Source organism: Kribbella sp. NPDC051770, from assembly GCF_040681455.1.
In the GTDB taxonomy this organism is placed as follows: domain Bacteria; phylum Actinomycetota; class Actinomycetes; order Propionibacteriales; family Kribbellaceae; genus Kribbella.
This window is the reverse complement of record NZ_JBFAYT010000017.1, coordinates 125041-131374: the sequence shown is the minus strand read 5'-3', so window position 1 is coordinate 131374 and position 6334 is coordinate 125041. Positions and strand designations below refer to the sequence as shown.

At 70.3% G+C, this 6334-nt stretch carries 7 protein-coding genes and 1 pseudogene; 6 read left to right on the top strand and 2 right to left on the bottom strand.

Features of this window, described 5'->3' with window-relative positions; genetic code table 11:
- Positions 1-242 (bottom strand): annotated as a pseudogene (locus tag AB0M01_RS36590) (hypothetical protein); the annotation flags it as partial.
- Positions 242-1555, bottom strand: a complete 1314-nt coding sequence (locus AB0M01_RS36585; RefSeq protein ID WP_363677124.1) for an amino acid deaminase — start codon at positions 1553-1555, stop codon at positions 242-244. The pseudogene AB0M01_RS36590 and the gene AB0M01_RS36585, both read right to left, overlap by 1 nt.
- A 112-nt stretch (positions 1556-1667) precedes the next feature.
- Between AB0M01_RS36585 and AB0M01_RS36580 the strand changes: the two genes are divergently transcribed.
- The 6 genes from AB0M01_RS36580 to rplL all read left to right on the top strand — a co-directional run bounded on the left by AB0M01_RS36580 (position 1668) and on the right by rplL (position 6322).
- On the top strand, positions 1668-2663 hold the full coding sequence (locus tag AB0M01_RS36580) for a sugar kinase (RefSeq protein ID WP_363677123.1): 996 nt from the start codon (positions 1668-1670) through the stop codon (positions 2661-2663).
- Positions 2660-3394 carry an IclR family transcriptional regulator gene (locus AB0M01_RS36575; protein WP_363677122.1) on the top strand — a complete coding sequence of 245 codons (735 nt, stop codon included), beginning with the start codon at positions 2660-2662 and terminating at the stop codon, positions 3392-3394. The genes AB0M01_RS36580 and AB0M01_RS36575 overlap by 4 nt, the downstream gene beginning before the upstream one ends.
- 10 nt (positions 3395-3404) lie before the next feature.
- Positions 3405-3806 (top strand): RidA family protein, encoded by a 402-nt coding sequence (locus AB0M01_RS36570; protein ID WP_363677120.1) that lies wholly within the window; start codon positions 3405-3407, stop codon positions 3804-3806.
- A gap of 28 nt (positions 3807-3834) precedes the next feature.
- On the top strand, positions 3835-5010 hold the full coding sequence (locus AB0M01_RS36565) for an MFS transporter (protein WP_363677119.1): 1176 nt from the start codon (positions 3835-3837) through the stop codon (positions 5008-5010).
- A gap of 236 nt (positions 5011-5246) precedes the next feature.
- Entirely contained in the window at positions 5247-5870 is a 624-nt protein-coding gene (gene rplJ, locus AB0M01_RS36560) for a 50S ribosomal protein L10 (RefSeq protein ID WP_363677118.1), read from the top strand.
- A gap of 65 nt (positions 5871-5935) precedes the next feature.
- Complete coding sequence (gene rplL / locus AB0M01_RS36555; protein WP_355458816.1) at positions 5936-6322, top strand: 50S ribosomal protein L7/L12; 387 nt, start codon at positions 5936-5938, stop codon at positions 6320-6322.
- The last annotated feature ends 12 nt before the right edge of the window (positions 6323-6334 follow it).

Below are 6334 nucleotides of genomic sequence, written 5' to 3'. Positions count from 1 at the left end.
GCATCCACCGGCACGTACGCCGCCCCGGCCTGCAGCGTGCCCAGGATCGCGACGTACAGGTCGTTGTGCCCGGACGCGGGGCCCTCGCCTTCGGCTGGGCGCGGGGTGATCGTGGCCCCAGGGCCCTCGCCTTCGGCTGGGCGCGGGGTGATCGTGGCGATCCGGCCGGCCTCGATCTGCACGTCCGCGGCAAAGGCCGGGGCGCCTGTTCCGTCCAGCACCGTGGCGTTGGTGATGTGCATCAGAAGAACGTCCTCACCAGGTCAACGACGACCGGGTCCGCCGCGTCCGGGTCGTCGATGACCGGGATCAGGCCCCACTTGTCGAACGCCGTACAGGGGTGGGAGAGGCCGACCCGGAGCTCGTCGCCGATCACCACCGGCGGCTCATCGTCAGCAGAGAAGCGGAGGAAGCCGTGCTGGTCGTTGAGCTTGGTGACGGTGAGGCCGGACAGGACGGTGGGGGACTCGCCGGCACTGCGCGGGCGGAGGAGTTGCGGCTCGGGCATGCCCTCGTCGAAGGGGAGGTCTCGTTTGCCGGCGTCGAAGATGGCCAGGCCTGGTTCAGGCTGGGAGGTGATGCGAATCCAGCCGTGCATGGACGGGATCAGGCGGTCGCCGTCGGTGCGTGGCGCGGAGCCGAGGGGCGAGATCTCGCGGTAGTAGCCGTCGTCGTGGGCGATGTATGCGCCGGACCGCAGCACCACCCGTGCACCAGAAGCCGACAACGGCCCCAACACCTTGGCGACCTGCTCGAAGTACGCGCTGCCGCCCGCGCTGACCACCGGAACGATGTCGGCCGGGTAGAGGTCAGCCAAGGCAGCGTGCACGTCGGCGAGGGTCTGCAGGTACGCGCAGACGTGTTCGAGCCCGGCCTCGTCGGCGCCGTGGGCGATGGCTCCCTCGTAACCGGCGACGCCGGCCAGGCGGAGAGTGGAGGACGCGGCGATCGCTTCCCCTACCGCGAGGGCTGTCTTCAGGTCCCGCGCGCCGGTGCGGCCTCCAGCACCACCCATCTCAACCAGTACGTCGAGCGGCCGCGCATCCGCACCGACGTGCGCGGCCCGCGCTGCCTCCAGTTGCTCGACCGTCCGCACCGAGTCGGCCCACACCAGCACCTCGAACGCCGGGTCCGCGGCGAGCTCGTCGGCGATCCATCGCAGCTGCAACGGGGAGATCACCGCGTTCGCGACCATCACCCGCCGTACGCCGAACGCCCGCGCGACGCCGAGCTGGAACCCGTTGGCGAGCGTGATCGCCCACGCGCCCGCGTCGAGCTGAGCCGCCCAGAGCGCCGGCGCCATCGTGGTCTTGCCGTGCGGCGCGAGCTCGACGCCGTGCTCGGCGCACCAGCGCGCGAGCGTCGCGAGGTTGTGCTCCATCCCCGGGCCGGACAGCGTCAGCAGCGGGGTCGGCAGCTGGGACAGCCGCGGCCGGTCGGCGAGGATCTCGCGGACGGTCCGGCCCCACCACGCCGGGGGCAGCGCCTTGTCCTGCCAGCTGACCGGCTGGTCCGCGAGGGCGGCGACCGCGGCGGCGTCGTAGGAAGCTGTCATCAGCTGATTCCTCCATGATTGCAAGGCGTGCAACGGGCGTTGCGCATTCTGACCACTCGGTTGTAGCATCGCGCCAGAACTCCCGTCAACGGACTGCGAGAGAGGACACCCGATGGTCGACCTGGTGCCCCGTGCGGTCTGTCTCGGCGAGGCGATGATCATGCTCGCCGCCGATACGGGTGCCCCGCTGGAGGATGTCGAGACGTTCCGGCGGTCGGTCGGCGGTGCGGAGTGCAACGTCGCCGGTGGGCTGGCCGCGCTCGGTGTTCCGACCGGCTGGATCTCGCGGCTGGGCGCTGACGGGTTCGGGCGGCACGTGCTGCAGGACCTGCGCGAGCGCGGCGTCGAGGTCGGTGGGGTCGAGGACGATCCGGTGCGGCCGACCGGGCTGTACGTGAAGCACAGCCGGGCAGGGCGGACGCGGATGCACTACTACCGGTCCGGTTCGGCGGCGTCGGCGATGGATCCCCACTTCCTCGATCGGCCCGCGGTGCGGAACCGGCTGGTCGGCGCCGAGCTGGTGCACACGACCGGGATCACCGCGGCGCTGTCTGATGACACGGCGGCGATGCTCGATCGGCTGGCGGCGCTCCGGGAAACGCTCGGTTTCGTGCTGAGCGTGGATCTGAACTGGCGGCCGGCGCTGTGGCGGGAGAAGGATCTGGCGCCGCTGTGGCGGTTGCTGCGGGCGGCGGACGTGGTGCTGATCGGGGCGGACGAGGCGGTGCTGTTCGCGGGGACGAGTGACCCGGACGAGCTGCGCGCATTGTTGGGGCCTAAGGCAACAATCATCATCAAGTCGGACGCGCACGTGGCGACGGCTCTGGAGCCTGACGGTCACCAGACAGAGGTCCCGGCGCTCACCGTCGACGTGGTCGAGCCGGTCGGTGCGGGCGACGCGTTCGCGGCCGGCTTCCTCGCCGCCACGCTCGAAGGTCTCCCGATGGAGCAGCGCCTCCGCTCGGGTCACTTGAGCGCGGCCGCCGTGCTCACAGTGCCGGGCGATCATGCGCAGCCGCCCGAGCCGGCGGTACGGCGTACGTTGCTGGAGTGCTCGCCCGGCGACTGGGCGGCGGCGAGCTTCGGGCCGAGAGGAGTGCTGGTGTGAGTCAGAGTCTGGGTCGTGCCCTGCAGATCCTGGTCAGCCTCGGCGAGGGCGACCGGTCGCTCGACCAGTTGGCGACCGAGCTCGACGTGCACAAGACGACCGTGCTCCGGCTGCTCCGCACGATGGAGGCCGAGCGATTCGTACGCCGGGACGGAGCGCACCGCTATCGCCTCGGCTCCCGGCTCTTCTCGCTCGCCGACGCGTCCCGCGAGCAGCACGTCGTCCGGGACGTCGCCGCGCCGCACCTGCGCACGCTGAACCAGCGGACCGGGCAGACGGTGCACCTGGCGGCGTACGAGAACGGGCAGGTCATCTACATCGACAAGCTCGACAGCGTGCAGTCGGTGCGGATGTACTCGCAGGTCGGCGTCCCGGCGGCGCTGCACTGCACGGCCGTCGGCAAGGTGCTGCTCGCGGCCCAGCCGAAGCGGCAGCGCGAGGCGCTGCTCGCGACCATCGAGTACCACCGGTTCACGCCGAACACGATCACCGGGCCGGACCAGCTGCGCGACGAGCTGGACCTGGTCCGGGCGCAGGGCTGGTCGCACGACCGGGCCGAGCACGAGTCGTTCATCAACTGCATCGGCGCACCGATCACCGAGCGCTCCGGCCGGGTGGTCGGGGCGGTGTCGATCAGCGTGCCGGACGTCCTGCTGAACTACGACCAGGTCCTGGAGCTGCTCCCGGACCTGCTCACCACCACCGCCGCCATCGGCGCCGACTACTCCTAGAGAGGCCTTCATGTCCGACAAGACCGCCGTGTCCACCACCGACGCACCCGCCCCGATGCCCGTGTTCTCCCAGGGGGTCCGCAAGGGCAACCTGCTGCAGGTGTCCGGCCAGGGCTCGGTCGACCCGGCGACCGGTCAGTTCGTCAACGAGGGGGACGTGAAGGCGCAGACCACGCGGGTGCTGCAGAACATCGAGGCGATCCTGAAGGCCGGCGGCGCCACCTTCGACGACGTCGTGATGCTGCGCGTCTACCTCACCGAGCGCGAGCTGTTCGCCCCGATGAACGAGGCGTACGCCGAGTTCGTCGGCCCGCGCTGCCCGAGCGGCGTACTGCCGTCGCGGACCACGGTCTTCACCGGCCTCCCGCTGGAGCCGATGCTGGTCGAGATCGACGCCCTGGCTGCGCTCTAATTCATTCGGGAATGAAACAATAGGCGGGATGGCAGATCCCGTCAGTCTCTGGAAGATCGCCCCCTCGGTCTACCTGCCGGCGCTGCTCTACGGCATCGGCCAGGGGGCGATCGCTCCCGTGGTCGCACTCTCGGCCCGGGATCTCGGAGCGTCGTTCGCGGTGGCCGGTCTGGTCGTCGCGGCGGCCGGGGTCGGCCAGGTGATCGGCGACATCCCGGCCGGCACGCTGACCACGAAGGTCGGTGAGCGGCGCGCGATGCTGCTCGCGACCGTGCTGGTCTCGGTCGCGCTGGTCGCCTGTCTCGTCGTACCGAACGTGTGGGGGCTCGCCCTCGCGATCGGCGCGACCGGTCTGGCCGGCTCGGTCTGGGGACTGGCCCGCCAGGCCTATCTGAGCGAAGCGGTTCCGCTGGAGCTGCGGGCGAGGGCGCTGTCGACGCTGGGCGGCGTGCAGCGGATCGGTTCGTTCATCGGCCCGTTCCTCGGCGCGCTCGTGATGCGCTTCCTCGGCACCGACGGCGCGTACTGGGTGCACCTGGTCGCCGCCGCGCTCGCGTGCGTCGTCCTGCTCAGCCTGCCCGACATCGAGTCCGTACGCCGTAACCGCCTGGCCCGTCCGGTGGTCGTGCAGTCCACCCGCGCGGTGATCCGCGAGCACTTCCCGGTACTCCGGACGCTCGGCGTCGGCGCGCTGCTGGTCGGCGCGGTCCGGGCGTCGCGGCAGGTGGTGGTCCCGCTGTGGGCCGAGCACATCGGGCTCGATCCGCAGACGACCAGTCTGATCTTCGGCGTCTCGGGCGCCGTCGACATGCTGCTGTTCTACCCGGCGGGCTCGGTGATGGACCGCTTCGGGCGCAAGTGGGTCGCCGTACCGTCGATGACCGTGCTCGGGATCGCGCACCTGCTGCTGCCGCTGACGCACTCGGCGGGCGCGCTGACCGCGGTCGCGCTGCTGATGGGCGTCGGCAACGGGCTCGGCGCCGGGGTGATCATGACGCTGGGCGCCGACGCGTCGCCGCCGGTCGGCCGGGCGCAGTTCCTCGGGGCGTTCCGGCTGTTCGCCGACTCGGGCAGCGCGGGCGGTCCGTTCCTGCTCGCCGCGGTGACGGCGGTGAGCGCGCTGGGCCCGGCTATCGTGGTGATGGGCCTGACCGGAGGCGCCGCCGCACTCGCGATGCGGCGCTGGATTCCACCCCGTCCCTAACCGATTTGGTAGGACACGCAGGGCCGGTTACTCTTGACACTGCCGAAGACCGCTGGTTGTCGCTTCCGAGCGACTGAAGGTCCCACGAAGGTGGGCGGCCCGCGCAGGTGACTTGGAAGTGTGACAGTACGACGTATGTTCACGCCCTTGCGCCTGCGCAAGGGCGTTTTCGTTTGTGGGTCGGCGGCATGGCAGACAAGTCCAACTCTGTCGGAAGACAGAGCGGAAGGAGACCCATGGCGAGGCCGGACAAGGCTGCCGACGTCGCGGAGCTGACTGAGAACTTCAGGAGCTCCACCGGCGCCGTGCTGACCGAGTACCGCGGACTCACCGTGGCGCAGCTGCGGCAGCTCCGCACTACGCTCGGTGACGACGTGAACTACGCCGTGGTGAAGAACACGCTGACCAAGATCGCGGCCAAGGACGCCGGGGTGGAGTCGTTCGACTCGCTCCTGCAGGGTCCGTCGGCCATCGCCTTCATCAAGGGCGACGCGGTGGTAGCGGCCAAGGGGCTGCGTGACTTCGCCAAGGCCAATCCCCTTCTCGTCATCAAGGGTGGTGTGCTGGACGGCAAGGCACTCAACTCTGACGAGATCAACAAGCTCGCTGACCTGGAGTCGCGTGAGGTCCTCCTCGCGAAGCTCGCAGGTGCGATGAAGGCGGCCCCGCAGCAAGCGGTGTCGCTGTTCGCTGCTCCGCTGTCGCAGGCCGCGCGCCTGTTCGCGGCGCTGCAGGACAAGCTGCCGGCCGACGCCGCCCTCGTGGCGGACGAGGCTCCGGCCGCCGAAGCGGTGCAGGACGCACCTGCCGACGCGCCTGCCGAGGCGAGCACCGAGGAGACCGCGCCGGCCGAGAGCTGACGCGTTCGCTTCACGCAGTACCCCATCAGTGATCACCCGTTTGACGTTTAGGAAGGACCGCCACCATGGCGAAGCTCAGCACCGAAGAGCTGCTCGGCCAGTTCAAGGAACTGACCCTGCTGGAGCTCTCGGAGTTCGTTAAGGCTTTCGAGGAGGAGTTCGGCGTCACCGCCGCCGCCCCGGTTGCCGTCGCTGCCGCCCCGGGTGCCCCGGGCGCCCCGGCCGAAGAGGCCGCGGAGCAGGACGAGTTCGACGTCGTTCTCGAGTCGGCCGGCGACAAGAAGATCCAGGTCATCAAGGAGGTGCGTGGCCTCACCAGCCTCGGCCTGAAGGAGGCCAAGGACCTCGTCGAGAGCGCGCCGAAGGCCATCCTGGAGAAGGTCGACAAGGCTGCCGCGGAGAAGGCCAAGGAGGCCCTCGAGGGCGCCGGCGCCACCGTCACCCTCAAGTGACCTGTGCGGCGT

Bases quoted from the DNA above. Each gene is read 5' to 3' on its own strand.
- rplL (WP_355458816.1), top strand. From the start codon at position 5,936: ATGGCGAAGCTCAGCACCGAAGAGCTGCTCGGCCAGTTCAAGGAACTG.
- AB0M01_RS36565 (WP_363677119.1), top strand. From the start codon at position 3,835: ATGGCAGATCCCGTCAGTCTCTGGAAGATCGCCCCCTCGGTCTACCTG.
- AB0M01_RS36585 (WP_363677124.1), bottom strand. From the start codon at position 1,555: ATGACAGCTTCCTACGACGCCGCCGCGGTCGCCGCCCTCGCGGACCAG.
- AB0M01_RS36570 (WP_363677120.1), top strand. From the start codon at position 3,405: ATGTCCGACAAGACCGCCGTGTCCACCACCGACGCACCCGCCCCGATG.
- AB0M01_RS36580 (WP_363677123.1), top strand. From the start codon at position 1,668: ATGGTCGACCTGGTGCCCCGTGCGGTCTGTCTCGGCGAGGCGATGATC.
- rplJ (WP_363677118.1), top strand. From the start codon at position 5,247: ATGGCGAGGCCGGACAAGGCTGCCGACGTCGCGGAGCTGACTGAGAAC.